The sequence below is a fragment of the Hyphomicrobium sp. B1 genome (genome assembly GCF_049532635.1).
GTDB lineage: Bacteria > Pseudomonadota > Alphaproteobacteria > Rhizobiales > Hyphomicrobiaceae > Hyphomicrobium_B.
The window spans coordinates 1-23,480 of the sequence record NZ_CP134871.1; the positions used below are offsets into that span (position 1 = coordinate 1).

Here is a 23,480-nt window from a genome sequence, read left to right on the forward strand (position 1 = left end):
ATGTCTCGTCTGTTGAGTAGCGCGGCACACACCGCGCTTGTTGCTGTTCTCGTGTCCTATCTTCCTGCGCCTTCTGTCCATGCTGCCGATATCGTCGTCAACAGCGGCGATACCAACACAACAGCTCAGACACTCAAAAACCAGGACACACTCACCATTCAGGGTGGAGGAACCCTCGACGTTTCCGCAACTGCGATCAAGCTCAAGGATGATTCCGCAGCGCCGGGGATCGTGATCGACAACTTCGGCACCCTAAAATCCGGAAACCGCGGCGTCGATACGAGCGGTAGCAGCACCATCCGGACGTTCACCTTCAACAACGAAAAGGGCGCGACCGTCGACACGTTTGATGACGGCATCCGCATCGATACAGACGTCACCGACGGAAAAGTAACAATCAACAACGCTGGAACCATCACCTCGCAAACCGGCCAGGCGATTGATCTCGACTCGATTTCGACCAATGGCGCCACGATCAACAATTATGCGACCGGTGTAATTAGCACCCAGGATTCCGACGCCATCCGCGCCGGAGGAAACGGCACAGTCAACAACTGGGGCAAGATCATCTCTAACGCTGCCGCGCCGGATGACTCCAAGGACGGTATCGATTTTCAAGACCACGCGGGCACGGTCAATAACTACGCGGGCGGCGTCATCTCAGGTGCGCGCCACGGCATCACCAGCGACGTTGACGTGAACGTCTACAACGAAGCCGGCGCCAGCATCACCGGCCGCAACGGCTCCGGCGTCGGCTCCGACGGCAACGGCACGGTCCTGAACTACGGCACCATCACCGGCACTATCGACGACGTCTCAGAGAACGGCGATGGCGACGGCGTCGATATCGACTTTAAAGCCAACATCACCAACTACGGCGCAATCCAGGGCACGGGCGCGAAGGGTGAAAAAGACGGCTCGCCGAACACCAGCGAAGGCATCGCGGCGGGCGGTGGCACCATCATCAACGGCTCGGCCAATGCCGTCATCAGCGGCAAGGACAACGCCATTCTGATCGATGACAGCAATGCGAGCGACGCCCCGTACGCGACCCAGATCACCAACCTCGGCACCATCCGCGGCGAAGACGGCTTCGGCATCCGCATCATCGGCACTCAAAACGATACCATTCAGAACGCCGGCCTGATCGAGGGCGCGAACGGCGAAGCGGTCAATCTCGGCGGCGGCGACGATACGCTGATCGTCAACACGGGCGGCAAGTTCATCGGCCTTGTCGATGGCGGCGCCGGAACCGACACGGTCGATCTCGACGGCACCGGCACGTTTGCGGGCGGCGTCAACTTCGAAATCCTTGACGTCAAAGGCGACTGGACGCTGACTGGCACGCAAAGCTACAGCAACGGCGCCACACTTGAATCGGGCAAGCTCAGCGTCGATGGCACGCTCGACGCCGACTTGACCACGAAGGCCGGAACGATCCTCGCCGGCAACGGCACCATCGAGTCGGCGTCCATCTTCGGCACCATCGCGCCTGGCCATTCGATCGGCACGTTGACCTTCACGGGCGATTATCAGCAGCAAGCCGGTTCGACTTACGAAGTCGAACTCGACAGCACTGGTAAATCCGATCTCATCACCGTCGACGGCGCCGCGACGCTCGCTGGCTCCGTCGTCGTGAAGCCCGCTTCGGGCCAGTATAAGCTCGGAACGCAATACACGATCCTGACGGCGCAGACCGGCATTACGGGCGGCTACACCAGCGCGACGGACTCGATGCCCTTCATTGACTTCGCGCTCGCCTCCGACGCCAACAACATCTATCTTGACGTTACGCGCAGCAACGTGACGTTCCAATCGGTTGCCATCACATCGAACCAACGCAAGGTTGCCGCTGCGATCGACAGCCTCGGCTCGAACAGCGCCGTTTTGAATTCCGTCGCGAACGCCACCAGCGAAGAGGCAGCCCGCAGAGCCTTCAACAGCCTGTCCGGCGAGATCTACGCCTCCGCAAACGGCATCATGCTCGAAGACAGCCGCTTCCTACGCGACGCCGTGATGGACCGTGTCAGAAACGATCTGGAAGACCAACCCCGCGGCGGCCTCTGGGGACAAGCATTCGGCTCGCAAGGCACGTATAGCGGCGACAGCAACGCCGCAGGTGTCGACCGCACCATTGGCGGTGTCTTCGTCGGCGTCGATACCAAAGCCGGCAGCTTCGGCAGCATCGGCATCGCCGCTGGCTACAGCCACGCTTCCCTCGATGATGATGGCCGCAACTCGTCGCAAGAGCGCGATGATGCCCACCTCGCTCTCTATGGCGGCGGCCGCTGGGGTGCGCTCGGCGTGCGTTGGGGTGCGGGCTACACCTGGGCCGACCTCGATACCAAGCGCCGCTTCGATCTTGGCGGAACGACTGACGAAGCGCGCAGCAATCAAACCGCTGGCACGGCGCAGGTCTTCGGCGAACTCGGCTATCACATCGGTTTGGGAGGAGTCGATTTCGAACCGTTCGCCGGCATCGCCTACGTCAACCTCAACACCGACGATTTCCATGAAGCTGGCAGCGACGCTGCCCTCAAGGGCTTCGGCGACAACCAGGACCTGCCGACAACGACGCTCGGCCTCCGGGCCGCAACCAACGTCATCATGCAGAGCGGCACGATCTTGACGACACACGGCATGGTCGGCTGGCGGCATGCGCTCGACGACGTCGACACAAGCCAGACACTCGCCTTCTCCGGCGGCTCAGCGTTCTCGATCGAAGGCGTGCCGATTGCGCGAGATACGTTGATGCTGGGCGCTGGCCTCGACATCAATTTCTCGCCGGATCTCAGCGTCGGCCTCTCCTACAGCGGCGAGATCGGCGACGACGTCCAGGACCATGGCGTCAAAGGCAACCTGTCCTGGAAATTCTGACGCGCCTTGTGGACGTCGAGCACGAAAAATATGACGGGCACCTCCAAAGTTATGATCGCTTAAAGAGGTGCCCGGCCACCAGGCCTGTTGTTTGTGAAGACAAGCGCGGACGGCAGATCGTATCTGCCAGAGAAATCCTAAGAAGCCTGTAACCGCGGAAACTGACGCGGCGGCCAATGCCAAAAATTTTTGCCGCCGTTATCAATCCTTCTTCACGTCCCGATTTGAAAAGCGCGCATTGCCGAGCCCGGTGCCGATCGTCAAAACCGCCCAGCGCTGCCGGTCCTGCATGCGCGGCAGCTCGCTGAGGCCCTGCACCACCGCATCGTTGTGCATGACGACCATCGTCTCTGATCCGCCGATCTCGGGGATCGCTGCCTTGATGGCGCTCGGAAGATGGAAGCCACGAGCCTCCCAATTCCCCGGAAGGTTCTGGCCGCCGCGGTCGATCGAGCCATCTTCGCGGATAATTCCGGGGCAGCCGATCCCGATTACCGGCGCCAGCGCAAACTTCTCTTTCTCGTTCCAGCGAATTTGCCCTTCGAGCATTTTGACGAGATGGGCAACCGCCTCGGTCCTATTGGTTTCCGCATCCGCGTGACACCAGATCTCCGAGCCTGCCACTTTGCTCTTCATGAGATCAGAAGATTTCTTGAGGTTGAGTTGCACCGTCCCGGCGCGAATGTTAGTGCCGCCAATATCGACCGCCAGCATCGTGTCGTGCCCTTTGAGCATCCAAGCCGGCAGCAGATGCGCTGCCCCGATGAGGCCGGCATCGTCCGGATCGTTGTGGATCATCTCGATGTCGACAGCGATATTCTCGGCTTTCAGCAGCAGCCCGGTCCGACCGGCCACAAGCTCTCCGATCCGGCTGCCACTAAAGCCGCCGCCGACGACGATAGCTTCCGTGTCCCGCCACTCCTGGGTTTGCAGAAAGCGGCGAATGATTTTCGCAAACTGCTGAGAAAACTCTTCGACGGCGCTCTGAACGAGACCCGCAGCCTCCGGATCGCCTTCCTCGAGTTCCGCGACAAGGTCATCCTTCTTGAGCTTGTCCGTGCTCTTGTTTCCGAAGGGATCCTCACCGGCGTCTTTCAGCGGCTTGCGCCATTTTTCGACGATTTCCCAGAACGCGCTCTTACTCGCCTGGTCGCCGATGAAGCCATCGCCGTCCCGGATTTCGATGTTGTAGCTGTCGACCGTTACGCTCGGCAAAACGGCGGCGCCATGGGTCGGAAGATCGGATCGAGAAGATATCGGTTTGTCCATCGGCACAACGACGCCGGATGAGGGAAATTGGTTCCCCCTGGAACCAACGAATGTCGGCGCGACTTGCACTAAGCAAAGCGGTGAAAGGGAAAAATAATGCCAAAAACGCCCAGAACACCTGGAACTCACGCCGATGACGACGCGACGCAGCAACCACGTCAAACAGAAACGCCGACGAAGCGCGAGCGGTCCGCCGTCGCCAACGAAGACCACACCAAAGCGCGCCAGAAACTCGCAGACGAAACCCGCGCCCCAGAACGCAAGCGGCGTGCGTAAATATGTTTTTGAAAACCGTTCCTATCCGAGCGGAGGAAAAAATGACGATCAGAAAAGTGAAGGCCGGATATCGCCTAGTTTCCAAGAAAGGCAAGAACCTCGGCACCTATAAGACAAAGGACGGCGCCAAGCAGCGCGAACGCGAAGTTCAATATTTCAAGAAGGCAAAAGCCAAGTGAACGTGGCCCACCATGGGATAGGGCGTCCCGGCAATCCGCATGATCCCGCGACCGATCCCGGCTTTGATCCCAATATCGAGCCAAGTGAACCCGAGCCGCTCCCCGAGCCCAGTTCGCCCCCGCCGCCGGATCAGCCGCCTGAGGAACCTGACGTCCCGCCTGTAATCCGGCCTCGTAGAAACTGAACCGAGTTGAAAGTTGACGCTCGCGGAGCGCCCGTGCCACGGTCTTGCCGAACAAGACCTCTACGCGTGCCCTGTGAAACTCAATTTGTCAGAACTTACCCTTCGCCATGTGCGCGAAGGCCGGCCTCTCGATAAGGCGCTCGAAGCCGCACTGCGGCGTGATCCGCGCGCTGGCGCCAGAGTCATTCTCTCAGCCATAGAAAAGCGCCGCTTTGATAATCGCTCGGAAGGCCAGAGGCTGCGCAATTTACTGCGCTTCGAAACCGATTTGTGGTCGTCGGGCGTGCTTCTGGTGGCAGGCGTCGACGAAGCCGGCATGAGCCCGCTGGCCGGACCGGTGTGCGCAGCAGCCGTCATCTTCGAACCCGGCACCCGCATTCCCGGCGTAGATGACTCCAAAAAGCTTGACGCCGTCTCGCGCGAGCGTCTTGCCGTCGAAATCAAGAAGGTTGCAGTGACGTGGGCCGTCGGCTGGGCCGAAGTACATGAAATCGACAGCCTGAACATCTACTGGGCCGGTATCCTGGCAATGCGCCGCGCCGTCGAAGGTTTGGCCAACCCGCCCGATCACATTCTGCTCGATGCCCGGCGGATCAAAGACTTGGCTATCCCGCAGCAGGCGATCGTGCGCGGCGACTGCAAAAGCCTGACGATCGCGGCAGCCTCGATCATCGCCAAGACCTCGCGCGACGCCAAAATGCACGATCTTGATGGCGAATATCCCGGCTACGGCCTCAAGACCCACAAAGGCTATCCGGTCCGCGAACATCTCACGGCATTGAAAATACTGGGCGCTTCACCCATTCATCGCCGCTCGTTTGCGCCGGTCCGCTCCGTGCTCGGCCTGCCTCCGCTTTATGACACAACATCATTCAACGGCGATGACAGCGCCTCGATAGCAGATACAGAAGAACGCTGATCGTCCCCCAGCAGAAAACCCGCAGCGCAACCACGCCATTCGGCTGCTCGGATTTCTCTCAATTTATGACAGTTGTGATACTCGGCCTGAGATGATTTTTGAACGGCGGGGGATCCATTGCGGATGAAATCCGCTATAAGCTGGGGCCTCGCAGTAGCGTAATCAAAACGCGGGGTGAGCGTAATGATGTCGGAAAGCGATCTCATGGAAGCCAGGTCAGAAGCCCGGCTCATACTCGACCTCGGCGACGAGGAGGTGAGCCAAATCTTCTTCCAGCAGACGATGCGGCGCAATCTGACGCGTACCGTCCGCCACCTAGATCGATTGGTGCAAAGCGGCGGCGACGACCGCAGGCTCGGCGAGAGCGCGTTGGAACGACTGGGCTTCGGCGCTCAGAATTAATCCAACAGTGGTCAATGTCCGGCCATCCCGGCGCATAGCTGCCCCGCACCGCTCACATTCGTAAACGGGAACTTATTTCTCCGGTTGAGACTTAATTCGCGGAGAAGGGAGGCGGCATGCTCGCCATCGTTTACGATTTTTTGTTGCTGCTGTCGGTCGCCGCACCCCCGATCGTCTTTTGCTACCTGCTGTATCTCGGTTTGCAAATTTCCGACCGGGATGGAGCGGAGCCCGCCGAGGTTCGCCGTACCAATCAGAAATCTTCGCGCCGATAATTCGGCATTGATGTTCGAGGCTGACATTGGATGAAGCGATAGGAGAACCGTAATGGCTTCCAAATCGTTCGTTGTCGTCGACCGGACTCGCTCATGCGGCCTCGAACTGAGAGACATTGTCGTCAAGTCCGGCGACACAGCCCATATCTTCAGCACATTTTCTCCCGCGCTCGAAATGATCGAACGCAAACACATCGACGCCGTACTCGTCGAATTCGATACCGACAAACAGACGACGGCGTTTTGTACAGCCGTGCAGGCTCTCGGCGTGCCGGTGATTTTTCTGTCGGCGCCGTTTCATCCGTTCGACATTCGTGAATTCGGATTTGTCGCCTCGTTCCCGGATCTGCCGCACGCGCCGAAACTACCGGTGCAATACGTTCGCCGCTAGCGACGCAAACTGCCTTCCGCAAAACCTGCACGCCGCTCGAGCTTCAAACTGGAAATGTCAGCACGGCCCGCGTGCCGCTGTCTCCACCGCTGAAGTCCAGCTTGCCGCCGATGCTCGACGTCATCGACGTCATGACACGTGTGCCCAAACCGGTGCCGCCCGCCATCTGCGTTTTGCCGAGACCGACGCCGTCATCCTCGACGATGAGAACGACTTGGCCCTCCCTCATGGAGACATCGACGCGGATTTCGCCGTCGGCACGATCAGGATAGGCATACTTATACGCGTTCGTAACAAGCTCGGTGACGACGATGCCGATCGAAACCGCCTTGTCGGTCGGAATGGACAACGGCACGCTGTTGAGATGGACGGGATGGTTGCGACCGGCATCGCCCATCGCCCGCTTCAAATCTTCGATTAGGCTGGTGAGATATTCCTTAAGATCCACCGCCGTCACATCTTGCGACGTGTAAAGTCTGCGGTGCACCCCCGCGATCGCTATGATCCGCGCACTCATTTGATCGAGCAGATCCTGCGCGCCGGGATCACTGAGCGAATGCCGTTGTAGCGCCAAAAGTCCGGCGACGATTGCCAGCGAATTGGCAACGCGATGATTGACCTCTTTCAGCAGCAGTTCAGCCCTGTCGCGCGCCAAGCGGATTTCCGTCTCGGCCGCTTCCATGTCTCGCCGCAGCCGCTCCTGCTCCAACGATGTCTGGACGGCCTGCATCAACAGCTCTCGGAAATGTCCTTGCACATCCTTCCAGACGTAATCGATCGCTCCCGCCTTGAGCGCTGCGACGGCAACGCGGCTATCTTCCGATCCGGTCACGTAGACGACTGGCGGCGGATTAGGGAGCGCTCGGATTTCCTTCAGCACCTGCAGCCCGACCATTCCGGGCATGTGATGATCGAGCGCTACGATATCGAACGGCTTGGCGCGAACGAGATTTAGTCCATCATCGCCCGAATGAGCGAGTTCGACGTCGAAACCACCCGCCTGCAGCGTTTTTTGAACCAAGCGCCCGATGCCCGGATCGTCATCGATGTAGAGCACCCTCGGCGCCATGATCAGTTGGTTTCCGGTACCTGGATAACAGAAAAGAAAAGCCCCAATTGCCGGATCGCATTCGCGAAGTTCTCGTAGTCGACGGGCTTCGTGATGTAGACGTTGGCGCCGAGATCGTAGCAGCGCTGAATTTCGCGTTCGTCGTCCGTTGTCGTCAACACGACGACGGGTGTCCGCTTGGTATGCTCGTTCGCCTTGATCTTTTCGAGGATACTGACGCCAGTCATGTCGGGAAGGTTGAGATCGAGCAGCACAAGCAGATGCTTTCGCGCGCTCGTCTCGCCGCTTCCATTCGGACCAAACAGAAATGCCAGCGCTTCCGTTCCATTCACAAATGGAATGATGTCGTTGTTGACGCCCGCGCGCCGGATATTCTTTTCGATGAGGCGCGCGTGTCCAGCGTCGTCCTCGATCATGACGATCTGGACCGCCTTACCTTCACTATTGGGCATTCGGCTTCTCCGGTAGTTTACGAGGCAGCATGACGCGGAACGTCGTGCCTCGTTTGAGTTCAGACGTCATCGTGATCTCACCCCCGAGGCGGCGGATCAAAGTCTTGACGTGCGCCAAGCCGATCCCTTCGCCTTGTTTATCCTGTGCTCCAGCGCGCCGAAAGAGGTCGAACACGCGTTCCGCATCGTCGATAGCGATGCCGCGACCGTTATCGCGAACCTCGATGACGATTGCCCCCCAGCGGCTCGGCACCTGCTCAATGACGATCTTGGGCGCGCGTCCCGGCATAGTGTATTTCAGTGCATTATCAATAAGGTTGCCGAAAACCTGCTCAAGAGCCAGACGGTCGGTTTCGATCGTCGGCATCGGCCGCAAAACCTCGACCTCGCCGTCCGCTTCCGTAACCCGGTGCTGCACAGCTGCGATGGCGGAATCAAAAAACTCTTCCAGATCGACCGTCTCGGGCCGGAGAATTCTCTGCCCTTCCCGCGACAGTTTAAGGATCGCCTTGATCAGCCCGTCCATCTTATGTGTCGAAGTCCGGATGAACCCGATCGATTCCGGCAAGTCTTCACGGATCGCGGTCCGGGCGGCTGGCCCCGATTCCAGTTCATCGAGCTTGGGATCCTCGCAAAGGCTCACAAGCGTCCCCAGCCCCGCTTCGAGCTCTGAGGTATACCCCATGACATTCACGAGCGGCGCCCGCAGGTCATGACTGACGATATAGGCGAAGCGCTGAATTTCATCGTTCGCACGCTGAAGGTCCGCTGTCCTTTCCTTAACGCGCTCCTCAAGCCCCATATTGAGCTGCTCCATCTTGCCGCGAGTTGCCAACAGAGCGCGCGTATATCGCAAGATCGTCGCGGCGGCGCCCAGGGCCGCCAACAGGATGACGACACCCGCGCCCACGGTGAACCAACGAGCAAGCATCGCATCGTCCTGCTGGCTTTGGATGCTCTTGGTTAACTCAGCTTCGACCAGCTCCGTCTGCTCTTCGACAAGCGTGCGGATAGTGTCCATCAGGTTCTTGCCACGGTCGGATTTAACCACGGCCAATGCCCGCCCCGAGTCGCCCTCTGTCTTCAGGCGAACCGTCTCGGCAAGCTCCTCGAGCTTGTCTGCCGTCGCTGCCGCCAATTTATCGAAGCCCGCGTTGAGTTGGGTTTGATCTTTGAACTGTCTCCGAACCTCCGCCAGCCGTTGCGGCACATCCGTAACAGCCAAGTTATATGGCTCGAGATACCGGCTTTCGCCCGTCAGCAGATACCCGCGCTGCCCCGTCTCCGCGTCCTGAACTGCCGACAGGAAACGCGTCAGAGCCCCACGTTGCTCACGAGCGGAAATCACGTCGCGCGTCGAGGTGCTGGTCTTCTCCAAAAGCCAGAAAGAAACCGCAACAAGCACGACAAGCGTCAACACGCCAGCCGCCGCGAATACATATGTAACGCGCAAAAGATTCGAAGAATTCGCGCCCATTAACCGCTCGGCTGCCCCAGTCTATTTTTCTCCGATAAGACAGTTTCGACCAAAGTGCTATCTGAAAAATAACTTCGGAACTGCCCAGCGAAGCTTCACAATATCAGTAAGGGGGCGCGCGTTTGGCACGCTGCGCCTTGGCGGCTTCGGTCCACCAGGAGAGATCGTCGGCAAAACGCGGAAACATCTTCTCCAAAGCTTTGCCACCTTCACCCATCGGCTCGCCGTCGGGGCCGAGCGTCTGCCCGATCGGACCGACCGACAGCGTACTGGAGACGACGATCATTCCCATTTCCGATAGCGTCCCATGCCATGCCGTCGCAGAGCGGACACCGGAAAGCCGCCCGGCCGAATAGCTCGCGATCGCCGCCGGTCTCCAGAACCATTCTTCAAGAAAATGATCGGTGAGGTTCTTGAGGCCGGGCTGCATGCCCCAATTGTATTCGCCGACCACGAATAAAAATGCGTCAGCGGCTTTGATTTTCTGCGCCAGCTCTTCCAGCGCCGCGGGCGCAGTGCCGGGCTTGTGCTCCTTGTACATCCGATCAAGCATCGGCAGGTTCACGGCTTTCGCATCGATCAATTCGACATCGGCGCCCCGCTGCTTCAAGCGCGACACCAGAAAATCAGCAAGCCGAATGCCCATCCGATCGCTGCGATATGAACCGTAAAAAACGAGAATTTTATCGGGCACCCAGATCTCCAGTCCAAGATACATCGCAACGGGACTGACAACGACGCCGGCGGCGTTTCGGTTCCATGACCTGCCGCTTTTATCCGGGCTTTATCCGCCCTATTTCGTTGCGCAACGCCGCAGTCGTGAATATTGAATACCTATAACGACGTAAATGCGAGTTGCCATGACCTCGAACGTGGGTTCCCTCACCGCAAATCGGCGCGAGCAGATGTTCCCGCATCTCGAAGCATACGAGATCGAGCGCGTACGCCGTTTCGGAGAGATCAAATCCTTTGCCGCAGGCGATGCGCTTGCCCAGGTCGGCAAAGTCGGCGCCGGTGTGATCATCGTGCTGAGCGGCAGCGTCGATGTCACCCAACGCGACATGAAGGGGCACAATACGCCCATCGTCACGCACGGACCGGGCTCGTTCATGGGAGAACTTGCTCAGTTGTCCGGCCGTCCCTCGCTCGTCGATGCCGTCGCGACGACGACGGTCGAAGCGCTCGTCATCGCACCGTCGAAACTGCGCGCCCTTCTCATCGCCGAAGCCGAGCTTGGCGAACGGATCATGCGTGCACTGATCTTGCGCCGCGTCGGCCTCCTGGAAACAGGAGCAGGACCCGTCATCGTCGGCCGCGCAGGCAATAGCGACGTTATCCGCCTGCAGAACTTCCTGTCGCGCAACGGCCATCCCCATGTCGACCTCGACCCTGAAAACGATCCGGAAGCACGCTGCCTTATCGAGCGCTTCCACGTCGATCCATCCTCACTTCCAATCGTGCTTTGCCCGAGCGGCGACCTTCTGCAAAACCCGACCGAATTGAAGCTTGCCCGCTGCCTTGGCCTCGTTGGCCCGCTCGATGAAAACCGCCTCTATGACGTAACGATCGTCGGCGCGGGACCGGCGGGCATGGCCGCAGCCGTTTATGCTGCCTCCGAAGGACTGTCGGTGCTTATTCTCGATTGCCGATCGTTCGGCGGCCAGGCCGGCGCATCCTCGCGCATCGAAAACTATCTGGGCTTTCCCACTGGAATAACCGGCATGGCCTTGATGGCGCGGGCCTTCAATCAGGCGCAGAAGTTTGGCGCCGAATTCGCCATTCCCTCGGAGGTCGTCGGCCTCGAAACACATGGCAGCGACAGCACCACCAGTTTCACGCTGCGACTCGCAGACGGCCAATACGTCCGCACGCGCACCGTCGTCGTCGCGACCGGCGTCCGCTATCGCCGCCTTGGCGTCGAGAACCTGCACGATTTCGAAGGCAGCAGCGTCCACTACTGGGCCTCTCCGATCGAAGGCAAGCTGTGCTCGCAGCAGGAGGTCGTCCTCGTCGGCGCCGGAAATTCCGCCGGACAGGCCATCGTCTACCTCGCAGGCCGCGCAAAAAAAGTCTGGTTGCTCGCGCGTGGCGGCGACATCTCGCTCTCGATGTCGCAATATCTCGTTGACCGGATCAAAGGCCTGCCCAACGTCGATATTCTTACGAATTCGGAAATCACGCGCCTCGAAGGTAACGATGGCATCCTCGAAACGATCGCGTGGCGCTCTCCGTCCGGCGACGAAGTCTGCCGTAGCGTCCGCCACCTCTTTCTATTTATCGGTGCCGATCCCGAAACCGGCTGGCTAGCCGAGACCGGCGTCAAGCTCGACCCCAAAGGCTTCGTCTTGACGGGTATCGGCGCGGGCGAAGATTGCGCCTCTCTGGAGACCAGCATCCCCGGCATCTTTGCCATCGGCGATGTGCGCGCCGGCTCGATCAAGCGCGTCGCAGCTGGAGTCGGTGAAGGCGCCCAGGTCGTCGCCGCGCTTCACACGTACCTTTCGTCGGCGCCCGCACCCCTTCAGGCCGCCGCAACCGTCTAATAAGTTTGCTGTTTTCTGACGTTCAGCCAACTGCCATAAGTTGGTCGCCCGTTTGGCTTAGCAGACCATCCGCGCCACGATGTGTAGGGTCTCTGCATCGCGGAATTGAGAGGACTTGAATGAGTGTTTGGCGAACGACGATTTTGACCGCAGCTTTGGCTGCCGCCTGGACGGCCCCGATCCGCGCCGACGAGTGTGATGCGCTGGCCGCAAACGTCCACGCCCAAAACCCCGAAATCGCCGTCGCCGAACGCAATACCCAGGATCAATCGGTCGTGGTTGCTCTGAAGACCGATAGCGTCGACGAATTGACGCTGACCTGCGCCAGCGACGTCGACAAAGCGCCCGAGCTGATGGCAAAGGCGAATGCGACATGGCCTTCATCCGACTTCTACGACCGCGTCTCGTCCGCAGGCGCTATCATCATGGCGACCACCAGATCGGCCATCCGCAGCGGCTCGGTCCTTTGCGCGCAGCGTGCCATGGCCTCCGATGACAACAACGCGATCTACGACATCAACGGCGATCGTTTCGAATGCCGGACGACGTCGGGTGTCGGCGGTTCGACACTGATCCGAATTTCAAAACTCAAGACCCCGCCGCCGCAATAAGCTTCTGCGCCGCGCGGCCAGGCAGAGAGGACCGTCAGCTCTTGCAGGTCGTCTGACTGTCGCCGCGCGTCAGCGTCGCGTCCCTGCCTTTGATCCAGAACTCGGTATCGCACTTCACATAGCGGCCACCGTCGGCAGACGGTGCTTGCGGCAGGTTCATCGTCTCGCCCGAACCGGCGAACACGAGATGGGCGGCGCTTGGCGACATGTGAAACGTCGCCGTTAACTCCGTCTTGTCGGCGCAAACATAATGGACGGGCTCCATCGCCATCGCAGCCGGAGCGGCCGCAACGATTGCCACGAACGCCAGAAACAAACGAAGCCGCATGTTCCCGTCTCCTCAATCTGTGAGAGCCTGATCTTCACGCGTCGATGGTTAGCCGATTTCTAATAGCACCGCCGGTTTGAATTCGTCGAGGCGAACCCCTGCTGATGACGGACCTTGACGCACATCATAGCGGCTCCCTCACGCACGGCGATTTTGTGCGTTAGCTAATGAGGAACGGACGGACATGAAAACCGACTATATGGAGATCACGAAAAACGTCAGCGCCACCTTGAAAGAACTTCGCGCTGGCGCACCTGACGTGATGAAAGGTTTCGGCGCCATCGCTCAGGCCGCGGCCAAGGCTGACGCCCTCGATACCAAAACCAAGGAGCTAATCGCTCTCGCGATCGGCGTCGCCGTCCGGTGTGAAGATTGTATCGCCTTCCATGCCAAAGCGGCCGTCGCTCAAGGAGCGACCGACGCTGAAATCTTCGAAACCCTCGGCATGGCGATCTACATGGGCGCTGGCCCCTCGGTGATGTATGCCGCCCACGCTGTCGACGCCGTCCGTCAATTCGAAGCCGCCAAAGCTGCGGCGACCCCAACGATGGCGTGATCGATCAAGCTCCGAGGCGCATACGTTTCCGATCCTATCTTATGGCTGGGCTCTAGGCGGCGAACGTCCCCGGACGGAAGCTAGAATCCGGCTTTGGTGCCGAACACCTAATGTCATGCCGGTGTGTCAGCGTCACCTTGAAACAGCTTGATGCGATCCCTTCTTCGCCACATCGCAGATCGCGTCGATCACTGTCTGCTCGAGTTCGGGAGGCAGGTCGTGTCCCATGCCTTCGATCGGTCGATAGATCGAACTGGGGATCGAGACAGCCGTGTCGTGGCCGCAGGCTGGCGGGATCAGTGGATCATCTGTTCCATGAATGACGAGAGTGGGCGCCTTGATCGTTGCTAGGCGCGCACGGCGGTCTCCCGCCACCGCCATGGCGGCGATCTGGCGCGCCGTACCGTCCGTATCGTAGCAACGCCGTGCTTCCTCGAGCAGCAGGGCACGATGGACGTCCTCGTCGAACGGATAGGCTGTTCCGGCGATCCTGCGCGCGAAGGGCAGACGCATCCTTAGAAAGCCGTCCGGATCGACAGCAGGATCCGGCGCGGGACGCATCATCATCGCCATGACATCGGAGGCGGCCTGAGGGAGAGCCGGATTGCCCGTGCTCGACATGATCGAGGTTAGTGAAACAACACGGTCGGCATGTTCGCTCGCCAGGACTTGCGCGATCATGCCGCCCATCGACCTGCCGACGACATGGACCCGTGCGATGCCGAGAGCATCGAGGAGGCCGATCGCGTCGGTCGCCATATCGTTGAGCGTATAAGGCACGTCGGGCCGGCGTCCGGCCATCAGCGCAGAGACGAGCGCCCCAAAATCAGGCGCGGCCCAGGCCGTGAAATGCGTCGAGCATCCGGCATCCCGGTTATCGAAGCGGATCACCCGATAGCCTCTTCCGGCCAAGCCCTCACAGAATCCCACGCTCCAGCGGATCATTTGCGTTCCGAGCCCTGAAATCAGCAGGAATGCTTCGGCGTCGGCATCGCCGAAACTGTCCCAGCCGAGTTCAATGCCGTTGGCCATTATTATATTCATGCCTGCATTCCCTCAGCAGGCGTGCGACATGGCATTTCCGATAGCGGGAGAAGGCGGGAGTCCTCCACCGCTGCCGAGCGATGGCCAAGCCCCGCGAGATACCCTGCATGGGCGGCGAAGGAGAGAAACGAAGCAACACTGGACTGCCGGACCAGCATTGCCAGATCCCACTGTTCGTCGGCGGGGCCGATCAGGAAGGCGCCGCCCTTGGCGAGAAACAAGATGTCGCCCCCGCTTTCGCGCAAGAAGGGCAGCGTATGCTCAACGTAGCGATCGAATGCTCGTGCACCGCTGATCGGCACAGCAGGCGCCAGTTCGGGATGGCCTGAATAATCGGCGACATCCCTGAACCTCAGCAGATTGAGCATGACGACCGGGCCGGAAAGATCGCGCTGCACGAACAGGCGCCCCGCGGCCTGTGTGGGTTCGAGATACGCTGTCGAGCCGGTTTTGTTCATGGCGGTTCCTTGAATGGGATGTATCGCTGGCCGCGCGACCGCGATGGCCACCTCCGGCAACGAACCAGAAGACAGCAATCGTTGACCCGCAGGGGCTGTTCAGGAAATCGAACGTGTCGCGCTTGGCCAGATGCCCGCGCCATTAATACCCGGGCGAAATACCTTCGTCAATTGTATCCGGGTAATATATCTGAGCCTTATAGAACCAAGCGGCGGTTCACCGCTCGAAGCTCCGCCACGTTGCGAAAGCGGGTGGGGAATATGGGAGGAAAACCAGAAGAAGCTAATCGTCGTCAAAACGGCACGTCTGACAACAATGGCGGAGAGAGTGGGATTCGAACCCACGAGACCCTTGCGAGCCTACACGCGTTCCAGGCGTGCGCCTTCAACCACTCGGCCATCTCTCCATCCGGTTCGTGGAAGGGGCGCACTATACGCATCCGCATCCCGAGCGCAACGGCACCCTGAAATGATTTTCCCCAGCTTGACGCTGGGCCGCAGGGGCCGCAAAACTGACGCTGGCTCATGAGCAACTGCCACCTATGACCAGCTCCACGCTTCTCAAGGTCTTTTCAGCTTTGGCAGCCGCTTCGGCGGCCGTTTACTGTTGGCTTTGGTACACCTCGGGCGAACAGCCGACTGCGTGGCTGCTCCGCGTCGCCGCCGCTGCACTGCTGATCGCCTTGGTCGCAGGCTTCGTGAATCCCGAATCGCGCCCGCGCCTCATGCTGCGCTTTCTCGCCGCGCTGTTCGCCCTCTTCACCCTCATCTCTTTCGCCGCCGACGTTTCGCGGCCTCGAAGCGACGGCGAAGGCGCAATCTCGCTGTTGCAGCACCTTCACAACCTTGCTCCGGCGTTCGTGTCGGCCCTGGAGCGTACAGTCAGCCGCATAACAGGGCCGGTCGGCTGGGATCCGGTGCTGACCTCGGTCCTGTCGCTTCCGGCGACGATGATCTTCCTGCTGCTGGCCATCGCCTGCGGCTTTCTGGGTCGCCCACGCCGTCGGATTCGAATTTTCGCCAACGACTATTGAAGCCCGCGACCAGCGCGCCATTTGCACCCCGGAAGCGAGTTGCAGGCTTTCTGAAACGAACGGGGAACGGCCGTCGTATACTGGGGCACCCACCCCAACGATAAAAAGGAGCTAATCCATGTTCGCACGCAAGCGCGTCGTCATGCCGACCGCCGAGACCGCCCCGAAGGGCCGTCCAACCCCGATCCTCTCCGCCAATGCCGAGCACTATCTCTTTTCGCGCCCCCTGCATGGCCCCTACCCGGCCGGCCTGGAAGTCGCGGTTTTCGGCCTCGGCTGTTTCTGGGGCGCCGAACGCCTGTTCTGGCAGTTGGGTGATGGTATCTGGATCACCGCCGTCGGATACGCGGGCGGCTACACGCCGAACGCGACCTACGACGAGGTTTGCACCGGCGCGACCGGCCACGCCGAAGTTGTCATCGTCGTTTATGATCCGAAGGTCATTTCCTACGAGATGCTGCTGAAGACGTTCTGGGAAGCGCACGATCCGACCCAGGGCTTCCGTCAGGGCAACGACATCGGCACCCAGTACCGATCGGCGATCTACACCACCACGCCCGAGCAGTTTGCAGCGGCTGAGGCTTCGAAGAAGGCCTATGAGGCTGCGATCTCCGGCAAGGGCTACGGTGCGATCACGACGGAGATCCAGCCCTCGCCGCCAGTCTACCTGGCCGAAGATTATCACCAGCAGTACCTGGCGAAGATCCCCCATGGCTACTGCGGCCTGAAGGGCACGGGCGTCTCCTGCCCGATGCCCGCTTCTGACGCAGCATCGGCGGACTTAAAGGGCTAAGTCCGCTTCGTCGCTATTCCAACGTCATCCCGGCGCAGGCCGGGATCCAGACAAGTCGAAAGACGACGCGAGCTGATGCTTGCCTGGGTGCCGACCTACGTCGGCATGACGTTGTTGCGAGTGCGCCGACAAACTTCGCCACCGCCCACCATCATGTTGTCTCGCCCGCAAGAGTGCGATGATCGAAATGGCCTCCCGGCACAAAAGAGGATGACGTCCGGCCTACTTCGGATCGGCCGTCGCCGATTTATGCATATGCGGACGCAGTGCCGGGCTCTTTGCGAGTTCCGCTGGCGACCCTTTGGCGGCGCCCGCGGTCGACGCCTTGTAGAGAGCCATATTCACGGCCGCCGCCTTGGCCAGCGCTTTCTTCACCTGCACCCTCGTCATCAGGGCAGCCGTCGGAATTTTGATCGGATCAGGCCCGGAAGCCAGCACCGCCTGACACGCCTTCGGCAAATCCGAAAGCATGATCGGTGGGCTCGGCGCCCTTGGCGGCCCAGGCGGACGCGGCGCTGGCGGACCCTTTGCAGGGATGACCTTCGCCAGCCACTGCGTCACTTCCTTGCCGCATCCATCGTCGCCTGTAGGTGGCACTTGCGGCGTACATCCTGTAGAGCCCGGCGGACATTTGATGCGCATATGGAAGTGATAGTAATGGCCGTACCACGGCCGCACTTTGCCGAGCCACGCACGATCTGTTCCCGCTCGCTCGCACAGCGCCTTCTTGATCGCCGGATGTACGAAAATCCGCTCAACCTCCGGATATGACGCTGCGCGCTTGATGAGCGCCACCTGCTTCGACGTGAACACCTTCGGATCGACTTTCAATCCTGTGTCATCAAGCATCGACGTGGCATTCAGCGTCTCGCGCTCTTTCCGCGTAAGCCGTTTCTTAGGCATCGGCGTCAGCCAGAAGTCGGCATCAAGACCGATCTGATGGCTGGCATGTCCCGTCACCATCGGACCGCCGCGCGGCTGCGCGATATCGCCGACCAGCAGTCCCGGCCAACCGTCGAGCTTCTGGGCATCCTTGGCGAACCGTTCGATCAGCGCGATCAAGACCGGGTTGCCCCAGTTGCGATTGCGCGAGAGCCGCATTTCCTGCCACGCCGGACCGTCGATCGGCAACGGCACACCGCCCGCCAGACATCCACGCGAATAGCTGCCGATCGAACGCGCCTCCATCGGCGCAGGCTTCTTGGCTTCCCCGAACAGTTGCTTCGCACCGACGAACGTCGGCCAAGTCGGCTTCTTCGGTGCCGTCAGTCCTGGAATCGGCTCAACTTTGATTTTGACTTTGATCGAAACCGGCGGCTTCTTCGACGATTTCGCAGGTGTCGTTGCGGCGCTTGCAGCATCGGGCTTGTCGGAAACGGAGCCGGTCGTCGTGCTTGCGGCAGCAGGAGCCGCGGTATCCGACGGCGGCGCCTCGGCATCGTCACCCGGCGGTTCGCTCGGCTCGGAATCAGACTGCGTCAACGCGTGCGGCCGCGCCACGAAAGCAGGAAGCGTCGAACCTTGCGCTCCATCTGCATGCCCAGGATCGGGCGCTGACGGAACATCGCTTGCGTCATCGCTCTGTCCGGACGCAGCATTCTGCGCGGATTCCGCCTGCGACGGCTGGATGAAACCAAACAAACTCGGCGTGTCGGATGCCTGAACCAGCGAACTACCGATCGCCGCCAATGCGCAGACGACCGCGAGCGCCAAGACCTTTGCGGCTCTCATGCTTCGTCCCCGTTTACCTCATGACGCTACTTTAGCTCAATCTCGGGCGAAAATCAGACCCTGCCTGCAATTTTAAGGCGCAACGGCACGCCTGTCACATCCGCACCCTGCAATTTCGCTGGTACGCCAACCGCCGGCACTGTATCAGCTCGTCTTTTTCGCATCGTGACCACCATGACCCGCGTTCAAAAATCATCCGGCGCAACAGCAGAAAAGCCTACGTCTTCGGCTCTGCCGGCATTCCGTATCGACCGCGGAAACGCTGCAGCCGACACGCGACTGATCTTAGCGCATGGCGCAGGCGCGGGGATAAGTTCGCCGTTCCTCGACACAATGGCTGCTCTCTTGGACGAACGCGGCCTGGCGCTTACGCTCTTCGAGTTTGGCTACATGGCCGGACGTCGCAATGGAGGCCCGAAACGCCCGCCGCCGCGCGCAGAAGCCCTCGTCGAAGAATACCGCGCGTGCATCGACGCCATCCACGCCGCGTATCCGCGCGCCACCCTCGTGATCGGCGGCAAATCCCTCGGCGGCCGAGTCGCGAGCCTCGTCGCCGACGAGCTCTTTGCGAAAAAGGCGATCGCCGGCCTCGTCTGCCTCGGCTATCCGTTCCATCCGCCCGGCAAACCCGATCAGCTACGGACCGAGCACCTCAAAAATCTTCGTTGCCCGGCCCTGATCGTTCAGGGCGAACGCGACCCATTCGGCAGCCGCGCCGAAGTGGAAAAATATCCGCTTTCGAACAAAATTGCGTTCGCCTGGATGGACGACGGCGACCACGATTTCGGGCCGCGGGGCGCGTCGGGCTTCACCCGCAAAGGCAATCTTGCATCCGCCGCCGACGCCGTTGCGGCATTTGTCACGGAGATTTCGAAGGCGCGTTGACGCTGCCCGCCCGTGCACCTACGGTGCGCGCCTTCGCCGCAAAGCCAGCCTTTGTACCTTTGCCATCTCGTGACCATTCGAACAGCCATAGCCAAATGACCACACTCGTCTTCACGCCCGAGCAGTCCACCGCCAGCGCCGACTCCAAGGCTTGGCCCTTCGAAGAAGCGCGCCGGCTGCTCAAGCGCCTGGAGACAATTCCCGGCGGCGACACCAAGACGGTCCTGTTCGAGACAGGCTACGGACCTTCGGGCCTGCCGCACATCGGCACGTTCGGCGAGGTTGCGCGCACGACGATGGTGCGCCATGCCTTCGAGACGCTGACAGAAGGCAAGCGCAAGACCCGCCTTCTCTGCTTCTCCGACGACATGGACGGCATGCGCAAGATTCCGGAAAACGTTCCGGACCGGAAGGCGCTCGAACCGTATCTGCAGATGCCGCTGACGACGGTCCCCAATCCGTTCGGGGGCGATTACGCAAGCTTCGGCGATCACAACAACGCCATGCTCCGTCGCTTCCTCGATACCTTCGGCTTCGAATACGAATTCGCGAGCGCAACCGAATACTACAAGGCCGGACGCTTCGACGACATGCTGCTGCGCGCCGTTGAACACTACGACGCCATCATGAAGGTCATGCTGCCGACACTCGGCCCGGAACGGCAGGCGACGTACAGCCCCTTCCTGCCGATCTCGCCGAAGAGCGGTCGCATCCTTTATGTGCCTATGAAGGAAGTGAACGCCAAGGACGGCACCATCACCTTCGCCGACGAAGACGGCCGCGATGTCACGCTGCCCGTCACCGGCGGCCGCGTAAAGCTGCAATGGAAGCCCGACTTCGGCATGCGGTGGGTCGCGCTCGGCGTCGACTTCGAAATGTTCGGCAAGGACCATCAGACCAACGCACCGGTCTACGACAAAATCTGCGAGATCCTGGGCGGCGTTCCTCCGCAGCATTACGTTTACGAGCTATTCCTCGACGACAAGGGCGAGAAGATTTCGAAGTCGCGTGGCAACGGCCTGACGATCGACGAATGGCTGACATACGCCTCGCCGGAAAGCCTCGCGCTGTTCATGTATCAGAAGCCGCGTAGTGCCAAGCGGCTTTACTTCGACGTCATCCCGCGCGCCGTTGATGAATACCTGCAATTCCTGTCGTCGTTCCCGAAGCAGGATTCCAAGCAGCAGATCGACAATCCGGTCTGGCACATTCACGCCGGCAGCCCGCCGAAGCCGGAAATCCCGGTGACGTTCGGCTTGCTGCTCAATCTGGTGTCGGTATCGCACGCCCACACCAAGGACGTGCTGTGGGGCTTCCTGCGCCGCTACGCACCGGGCGCCGAGCCCGAGAACGCGCCGATCCTCGACAAGCTCGCCGGCTACGCGATCCGCTACTACGAAGACTTCGTCAAACCGACGAAGAAGTTCCGCGCACCCGACGACATTGAGATCGAAGCCTTAAAGAGCCTCGACGCGGCGCTCGCAGCTTTGCCGTCAGGCGCCGACGGCGACACCATCCAGAATGCGCTGCTCGACGTCGGCCGATCCATTCCGCGCTATCAGGACACGACCAAGACCAGCCCCAGCGGCGGCCCCGGTGTAAAACTCGATTGGTTCCAGGCGATCTATGAGATCTTGCTGGGCCAGGAGCGCGGCCCGCGTCTCGGCACCTTTGTTGCGCTGTACGGCATTCCCGAAACCCGCGCGTTGATTGCGAAAGCACTCGGCGGCGAACTTGCCGCTGCCTAAGCATGCGGCTCCCGTCATCCCCTCACGCGAGATGCCGTAGAGGCTCCGTCGGCTCTTCGACATCGACAGGCTTGAGCGGCGGCGGGCGAACGCCCGGCCGTTGCCCGAGAAGGTCGATCCGCCAGAGCTTGCCGATCAATTCGATCAGTCGAAGCTCGCGCGCCTCGATCTGCTCCTTGCACCACTCCGTTTCACCGAGAACGTCGCGCGTGATCGCAAGAAGCGGCACCCGGCTCGAAGCCTTAGCGTAAATCTGCTTCTTGTCCTCCCACGATGCGTTGCGCGCCCGGTCGTTCTCCTGCTGCGTGATCAGCACAAGGTTGCCGAGGCTTTCCACGAGTTGCGCGCGCTCTTCCGAACTCGCGAACTTCTGGCGCCACGGACTAGACGCGGCCGGGCGCTGCGGCAGCACGTGCTCGATGGTGTAGAGGTCGGGATCGACCACATCCATCTCACCTGCCAGCTCGTCGCCAAGCCGCATCAAAAGCAGCTTGCACACCTTCGGATTGCGTTTGTGAAAATCCTTGAGATGGAAGGCGACGCCGCGAACTTCATCGCGCGACATCTGCAGAACCGGATGCGACGCGTCGATCGGCACTCCGGACCGCATAACTTTAATAAGCTCCGCAAAGCGCCGCACACGCTTGCCTGACCCGGCGCAAAGCAGCCGCGTCAGCATCGCCAATCGTTCGATCTCGTCCAAAAGAAACGCGGCCCGGTGCGGATCGTGCTTCCAGTCCTTGAGCGCAACGATAGCCGCAGGCGCCCAGTCGGCTTCCGGCAACCGATTGAGATAGATGAGCGTCCGCTGCATGCTGTGCGACAGCACGTCTTCGCCGTTATTCCTAACCAGCACATACGCTTTCGCAAGCGGCAGGAACACGTCCTTGAAGAACGCTTCCGATCCGCCGCTGTCGCGAATGACTTGCCGCACGCCCGAGACGATTTGCAGACGGCCATGGCCGTAAATCGTGCGCAAATGACCGAAGAACGGCTCGAATCCTTCGCCGAGGGCCAGGCTCATATCGTCCCACATCCCGACGGCCCACTTCGCATCGCTCGTCGACATGCGCGCCAGAATGTCGGACTTCAGGATGTCGTTGCGCTGCAGCTTCTTCCCGCGCTCGTTCAACACCACGAACATCTGATGCGACCGGTCGATGTCGTTGCCGACGATCACGACGACATAACAACTGTCGGCGATGAAATCGGCAAGTGTCCGCCGTGCCGTATTGGTCATCTCGGACAAAACGGCCTTGAAGCGGTCGCGCACTTCCAGAAGCGTCGCTTCTGGTAGGGACGGCGCGGCGAGATAGGTCGGCTGCACCGAACTTCCCGGCAGCAGAATATGATCTTCGAACACGGCGCGCTCGCGCGTCGAAAGATGCATTCGGAACCGCTCGGTACGAAAGAAGCGCGTCCCAAGTTGCGCAATGAGCATATTGTGTACGCGCTTGCCGACCGGCCTGCGCGTATCGGTTTCAAGATCGCGCAACACGGCAAGCAGCGTCATCAGCGTAACGAGCCGCTGCTGTCCGTCAATCACTCCGAACTCGCGAGGCGTCATCTTCGCGGTGAGCTTCGAAGTCTCGGCGCCAGGCGCATCCATCAACACAACGGCGCCCAGAAAATACGTCTGATCGGCCTCTCCGCCCGAGCAGACGCCGGCAGCCTCCATCAAATCGTCGAGAAGCTGCTCGGCCTGTTCTCGTCCCCACGAGTACGGCCGTTGGAACAGCGGAATGTTCAACAGATAGGGTCCGAAGAACAGTTCCGAAATCGTTAGCGACGCCGTTGGATACACGAAAACGAAGACCTCTATCTGCCATCCGCGGGTACCGCATCCCCGCGACCCGAAATTGAAAACCCGCGATACACGAAACGGGTTGCACGCATATGCAGCCGTGATAGCAACGGGCTTGCATCGGCGCCACACTCTCCGTGTCGCTGCGGCGTAATGATATCAGTGAGAGAGCGC

Annotated in this window: 23 protein-coding genes and 1 tRNA gene; 13 read left to right on the forward strand and 11 right to left on the reverse strand. The window is 60.4% G+C overall.

The window, feature by feature from the left end:
- On the forward strand, positions 1 to 2,877 hold the full coding sequence (locus RLW55_RS00005) for an autotransporter outer membrane beta-barrel domain-containing protein (RefSeq protein ID WP_423415237.1): 2,877 nt from the start codon (positions 1 to 3) through the stop codon (positions 2,875 to 2,877).
- 201 nt (positions 2,878 to 3,078) lie between these two features.
- On the opposite strand, the gene RLW55_RS00010 is transcribed toward RLW55_RS00005, so the two are convergent.
- The gene (locus RLW55_RS00010; protein ID WP_423415238.1) at positions 3,079 to 4,146 is read right to left on the reverse strand and encodes an ROK family protein; all 1,068 of its coding nucleotides are present in this window, start codon (positions 4,144 to 4,146) and stop codon (positions 3,079 to 3,081) included.
- A 317-nt stretch (positions 4,147 to 4,463) separates the two neighbouring features.
- Between RLW55_RS00010 and RLW55_RS00015 the strand changes: the two genes are divergently transcribed.
- The 5 genes from RLW55_RS00015 (at position 4,464) to RLW55_RS00035 (ending at position 6,773) form a co-directional block, all read left to right on the forward strand.
- On the forward strand, positions 4,464 to 4,601 hold the full coding sequence (locus tag RLW55_RS00015; protein WP_013946504.1) for a hypothetical protein: 138 nt from the start codon (positions 4,464 to 4,466) through the stop codon (positions 4,599 to 4,601).
- 270 nt (positions 4,602 to 4,871) lie between these two features.
- On the forward strand, positions 4,872 to 5,705 hold the full coding sequence (locus tag RLW55_RS00020; RefSeq protein WP_423415239.1) for a ribonuclease HII: 834 nt from the start codon (positions 4,872 to 4,874) through the stop codon (positions 5,703 to 5,705).
- A gap of 204 nt (positions 5,706 to 5,909) precedes the next feature.
- On the forward strand, positions 5,910 to 6,107 hold the full coding sequence (locus tag RLW55_RS00025) for a hypothetical protein (protein ID WP_155831180.1): 198 nt from the start codon (positions 5,910 to 5,912) through the stop codon (positions 6,105 to 6,107).
- 116 nt (positions 6,108 to 6,223) lie between these two features.
- Entirely contained in the window at positions 6,224 to 6,382 is a 159-nt protein-coding gene (locus RLW55_RS00030) for a hypothetical protein (RefSeq protein ID WP_409562416.1), read from the forward strand.
- Between the two features lie 52 nt (positions 6,383 to 6,434).
- Positions 6,435 to 6,773, forward strand: coding sequence for a hypothetical protein (locus tag RLW55_RS00035; RefSeq protein ID WP_409562415.1), 339 nt, complete (start codon positions 6,435 to 6,437; stop codon positions 6,771 to 6,773).
- Positions 6,774 to 6,816: 43 nt separating this feature from the next.
- On the opposite strand, the gene RLW55_RS00040 is transcribed toward RLW55_RS00035, so the two are convergent.
- From RLW55_RS00040 to RLW55_RS00055, 4 genes are all read right to left on the reverse strand, one after another.
- Entirely contained in the window at positions 6,817 to 7,842 is a 1,026-nt protein-coding gene (locus RLW55_RS00040; RefSeq protein WP_423415240.1) for a response regulator, read from the reverse strand.
- A gap of 2 nt (positions 7,843 to 7,844) precedes the next feature.
- Positions 7,845 to 8,294 (reverse strand): response regulator, encoded by a 450-nt coding sequence (locus RLW55_RS00045; protein ID WP_409562413.1) that lies wholly within the window; start codon positions 8,292 to 8,294, stop codon positions 7,845 to 7,847.
- Positions 8,284 to 9,714 (reverse strand): sensor histidine kinase, encoded by a 1,431-nt coding sequence (locus RLW55_RS00050; protein WP_423415241.1) that lies wholly within the window; start codon positions 9,712 to 9,714, stop codon positions 8,284 to 8,286. The genes RLW55_RS00045 and RLW55_RS00050 overlap by 11 nt, the downstream gene beginning before the upstream one ends.
- Positions 9,715 to 9,874: 160 nt before the next feature.
- Positions 9,875 to 10,465 (reverse strand): NADPH-dependent FMN reductase, encoded by a 591-nt coding sequence (locus RLW55_RS00055; protein WP_409562411.1) that lies wholly within the window; start codon positions 10,463 to 10,465, stop codon positions 9,875 to 9,877.
- Positions 10,466 to 10,631: 166 nt separating this feature from the next.
- Between RLW55_RS00055 and RLW55_RS00060 the strand changes: the two genes are divergently transcribed.
- Positions 10,632 to 12,314 carry an FAD-dependent oxidoreductase gene (locus RLW55_RS00060; RefSeq protein WP_423415242.1) on the forward strand — a complete coding sequence of 561 codons (1,683 nt, stop codon included), beginning with the start codon at positions 10,632 to 10,634 and terminating at the stop codon, positions 12,312 to 12,314.
- A gap of 119 nt (positions 12,315 to 12,433) precedes the next feature.
- A complete protein-coding gene (locus RLW55_RS00065) occupies positions 12,434 to 12,925 on the forward strand; it encodes a hypothetical protein (RefSeq protein WP_423415243.1) in 492 nt (163 codons plus the stop codon).
- Between the two features lie 34 nt (positions 12,926 to 12,959).
- Here RLW55_RS00065 and RLW55_RS00070 read toward each other — a convergent pair whose 3' ends face one another.
- Entirely contained in the window at positions 12,960 to 13,253 is a 294-nt protein-coding gene (locus RLW55_RS00070) for an MliC family protein (RefSeq protein WP_423415244.1), read from the reverse strand.
- A 184-nt stretch (positions 13,254 to 13,437) separates the two neighbouring features.
- On the opposite strand from RLW55_RS00070, the gene RLW55_RS00075 reads away from it, so the two are divergent.
- The gene (locus RLW55_RS00075) at positions 13,438 to 13,809 is read left to right on the forward strand and encodes a carboxymuconolactone decarboxylase family protein (RefSeq protein ID WP_013946492.1); all 372 of its coding nucleotides are present in this window, start codon (positions 13,438 to 13,440) and stop codon (positions 13,807 to 13,809) included.
- Positions 13,810 to 13,941: 132 nt separating this feature from the next.
- On the opposite strand, the gene RLW55_RS00080 is transcribed toward RLW55_RS00075, so the two are convergent.
- The 3 genes from RLW55_RS00080 to RLW55_RS00090 form a co-directional block, all read right to left on the reverse strand.
- A complete protein-coding gene (locus RLW55_RS00080) occupies positions 13,942 to 14,853 on the reverse strand; it encodes an alpha/beta fold hydrolase (RefSeq protein WP_423415245.1) in 912 nt (303 codons plus the stop codon).
- A complete protein-coding gene (locus RLW55_RS00085) occupies positions 14,850 to 15,311 on the reverse strand; it encodes a DUF1330 domain-containing protein (protein ID WP_423415246.1) in 462 nt (153 codons plus the stop codon). The genes RLW55_RS00080 and RLW55_RS00085 overlap by 4 nt, the downstream gene beginning before the upstream one ends.
- Positions 15,312 to 15,628: 317 nt before the next feature.
- A tRNA-Ser gene (locus RLW55_RS00090) sits at positions 15,629 to 15,718 on the reverse strand.
- A gap of 135 nt (positions 15,719 to 15,853) precedes the next feature.
- Here RLW55_RS00090 and RLW55_RS00095 point away from each other — a divergent pair.
- Both RLW55_RS00095 and msrA read left to right on the forward strand, forming a co-directional pair.
- Positions 15,854 to 16,345, forward strand: coding sequence for a hypothetical protein (locus RLW55_RS00095; RefSeq protein ID WP_409562404.1), 492 nt, complete (start codon positions 15,854 to 15,856; stop codon positions 16,343 to 16,345).
- A 118-nt stretch (positions 16,346 to 16,463) separates the two neighbouring features.
- Positions 16,464 to 17,138, forward strand: coding sequence for a peptide-methionine (S)-S-oxide reductase MsrA (gene msrA, locus RLW55_RS00100; RefSeq protein WP_414461955.1), 675 nt, complete (start codon positions 16,464 to 16,466; stop codon positions 17,136 to 17,138).
- A 222-nt stretch (positions 17,139 to 17,360) separates the two neighbouring features.
- Here msrA and mepA read toward each other — a convergent pair whose 3' ends face one another.
- Positions 17,361 to 18,869 carry a penicillin-insensitive murein endopeptidase gene (gene mepA, locus RLW55_RS00105; protein WP_423415247.1) on the reverse strand — a complete coding sequence of 503 codons (1,509 nt, stop codon included), beginning with the start codon at positions 18,867 to 18,869 and terminating at the stop codon, positions 17,361 to 17,363.
- 174 nt (positions 18,870 to 19,043) lie between these two features.
- Between mepA and RLW55_RS00110 the strand changes: the two genes are divergently transcribed.
- Together RLW55_RS00110 and RLW55_RS00115 are read left to right on the forward strand one after the other, a co-directional pair.
- Positions 19,044 to 19,754 (forward strand): alpha/beta family hydrolase, encoded by a 711-nt coding sequence (locus tag RLW55_RS00110; protein ID WP_423415248.1) that lies wholly within the window; start codon positions 19,044 to 19,046, stop codon positions 19,752 to 19,754.
- Between the two features lie 95 nt (positions 19,755 to 19,849).
- Entirely contained in the window at positions 19,850 to 21,502 is a 1,653-nt protein-coding gene (locus RLW55_RS00115; protein WP_423415249.1) for a lysine--tRNA ligase, read from the forward strand.
- A gap of 22 nt (positions 21,503 to 21,524) precedes the next feature.
- Here the strand turns inward: RLW55_RS00115 and RLW55_RS00120 are convergent, their stop codons facing one another.
- The gene (locus RLW55_RS00120) at positions 21,525 to 23,306 is read right to left on the reverse strand and encodes a DUF262 domain-containing protein (RefSeq protein ID WP_423415250.1); all 1,782 of its coding nucleotides are present in this window, start codon (positions 23,304 to 23,306) and stop codon (positions 21,525 to 21,527) included.
- Positions 23,307 to 23,480 lie beyond the last annotated feature (174 nt).

Excerpts from the sequence above, each read along its gene's own strand:
- RLW55_RS00005 (WP_423415237.1), top strand. The coding sequence starts at position 1 with ATGTCTCGTCTGTTGAGTAGCGCGGCACACACCGCGCTTGTTGCTGTT.
- RLW55_RS00010 (WP_423415238.1), bottom strand. The coding sequence starts at position 4,146 with ATGGACAAACCGATATCTTCTCGATCCGATCTTCCGACCCATGGCGCC.
- RLW55_RS00015 (WP_013946504.1), top strand. The coding sequence starts at position 4,464 with ATGACGATCAGAAAAGTGAAGGCCGGATATCGCCTAGTTTCCAAGAAA.
- RLW55_RS00025 (WP_155831180.1), top strand. The coding sequence starts at position 5,910 with ATGGAAGCCAGGTCAGAAGCCCGGCTCATACTCGACCTCGGCGACGAG.
- RLW55_RS00030 (WP_409562416.1), top strand. The coding sequence starts at position 6,224 with ATGCTCGCCATCGTTTACGATTTTTTGTTGCTGCTGTCGGTCGCCGCA.
- RLW55_RS00035 (WP_409562415.1), top strand. The coding sequence starts at position 6,435 with ATGGCTTCCAAATCGTTCGTTGTCGTCGACCGGACTCGCTCATGCGGC.
- RLW55_RS00040 (WP_423415240.1), bottom strand. The coding sequence starts at position 7,842 with ATGGCGCCGAGGGTGCTCTACATCGATGACGATCCGGGCATCGGGCGC.
- RLW55_RS00045 (WP_409562413.1), bottom strand. The coding sequence starts at position 8,294 with ATGCCCAATAGTGAAGGTAAGGCGGTCCAGATCGTCATGATCGAGGAC.
- RLW55_RS00060 (WP_423415242.1), top strand. The coding sequence starts at position 10,632 with ATGACCTCGAACGTGGGTTCCCTCACCGCAAATCGGCGCGAGCAGATG.
- RLW55_RS00065 (WP_423415243.1), top strand. The coding sequence starts at position 12,434 with ATGAGTGTTTGGCGAACGACGATTTTGACCGCAGCTTTGGCTGCCGCC.
- RLW55_RS00070 (WP_423415244.1), bottom strand. The coding sequence starts at position 13,253 with ATGCGGCTTCGTTTGTTTCTGGCGTTCGTGGCAATCGTTGCGGCCGCT.
- RLW55_RS00075 (WP_013946492.1), top strand. The coding sequence starts at position 13,438 with ATGAAAACCGACTATATGGAGATCACGAAAAACGTCAGCGCCACCTTG.
- RLW55_RS00080 (WP_423415245.1), bottom strand. The coding sequence starts at position 14,853 with ATGAATATAATAATGGCCAACGGCATTGAACTCGGCTGGGACAGTTTC.
- RLW55_RS00085 (WP_423415246.1), bottom strand. The coding sequence starts at position 15,311 with ATGAACAAAACCGGCTCGACAGCGTATCTCGAACCCACACAGGCCGCG.
- RLW55_RS00095 (WP_409562404.1), top strand. The coding sequence starts at position 15,854 with ATGACCAGCTCCACGCTTCTCAAGGTCTTTTCAGCTTTGGCAGCCGCT.
- msrA (WP_414461955.1), top strand. The coding sequence starts at position 16,464 with ATGTTCGCACGCAAGCGCGTCGTCATGCCGACCGCCGAGACCGCCCCG.
- mepA (WP_423415247.1), bottom strand. The coding sequence starts at position 18,869 with ATGAGAGCCGCAAAGGTCTTGGCGCTCGCGGTCGTCTGCGCATTGGCG.
- RLW55_RS00110 (WP_423415248.1), top strand. The coding sequence starts at position 19,044 with ATGACCCGCGTTCAAAAATCATCCGGCGCAACAGCAGAAAAGCCTACG.
- RLW55_RS00115 (WP_423415249.1), top strand. The coding sequence starts at position 19,850 with ATGACCACACTCGTCTTCACGCCCGAGCAGTCCACCGCCAGCGCCGAC.